General features: G+C 63.6%; 1 pseudogene. It reads right to left on the reverse strand.

Features of this window, described 5'->3' with window-relative positions:
- A pseudogene (locus tag ALA01S_RS34270) lies at nt 1–557 on the reverse strand (heme utilization protein); the annotation flags it as partial.

The following is a 557-nucleotide window of genomic DNA, read 5'->3' on the forward strand; positions in this document are numbered from 1 at the left end:
CTGCGCGGAGCTGAGCACGGCGACCTGCGCAACCGTCAGGTCATCGACCTGGCTGCTGGTGAGCGCACCCACCTGGGCCGTGGTCAACGACTTGATGACGGCCGTGGTCAATGCGGCCAGATCTTCCACTTCCAGCTTGGCCATCTGCGCTGTGGTCAGGCCTGCGGCCTGCGTGCTGCTGAGCGCGGCGAACTGGTCTTCCGTCAATGCGTTGAGCTTGCTGGTGCTCAGTGAGGCCAGTTGCGCCGTCGTGAGCGCAGACACCTGTCCAATGCTCAACGAACCCAACTGGTCGCTGTTCAACGCGTTCAGCTGGGCTGTGCCCAGTGACCGGATGGCTGCCGATCCCAGGGCGGCGAGATCCTCCAGCTCAAGCTTGGACATCTGTGCCGTCGTCAAGCTTGCGATCTGTGCGCTGCTCAGTACCGCGAATTGTTCCGGCGTCAGCGCATTGAGGTCGTCAGTGGTGAGCTTGGAGATCTGCTCCGTCGTCAGCGCCGCCACTTGGCGCGTGCTCAGCGAGCCCAACTGGTCGCTGTCGAGTGCCTTGAGCTGGG

Source organism: Azohydromonas lata NBRC 102462, from assembly GCF_001571085.1.
GTDB classification, from domain to species: domain Bacteria; phylum Pseudomonadota; class Gammaproteobacteria; order Burkholderiales; family Burkholderiaceae_C; genus Azohydromonas; species Azohydromonas lata.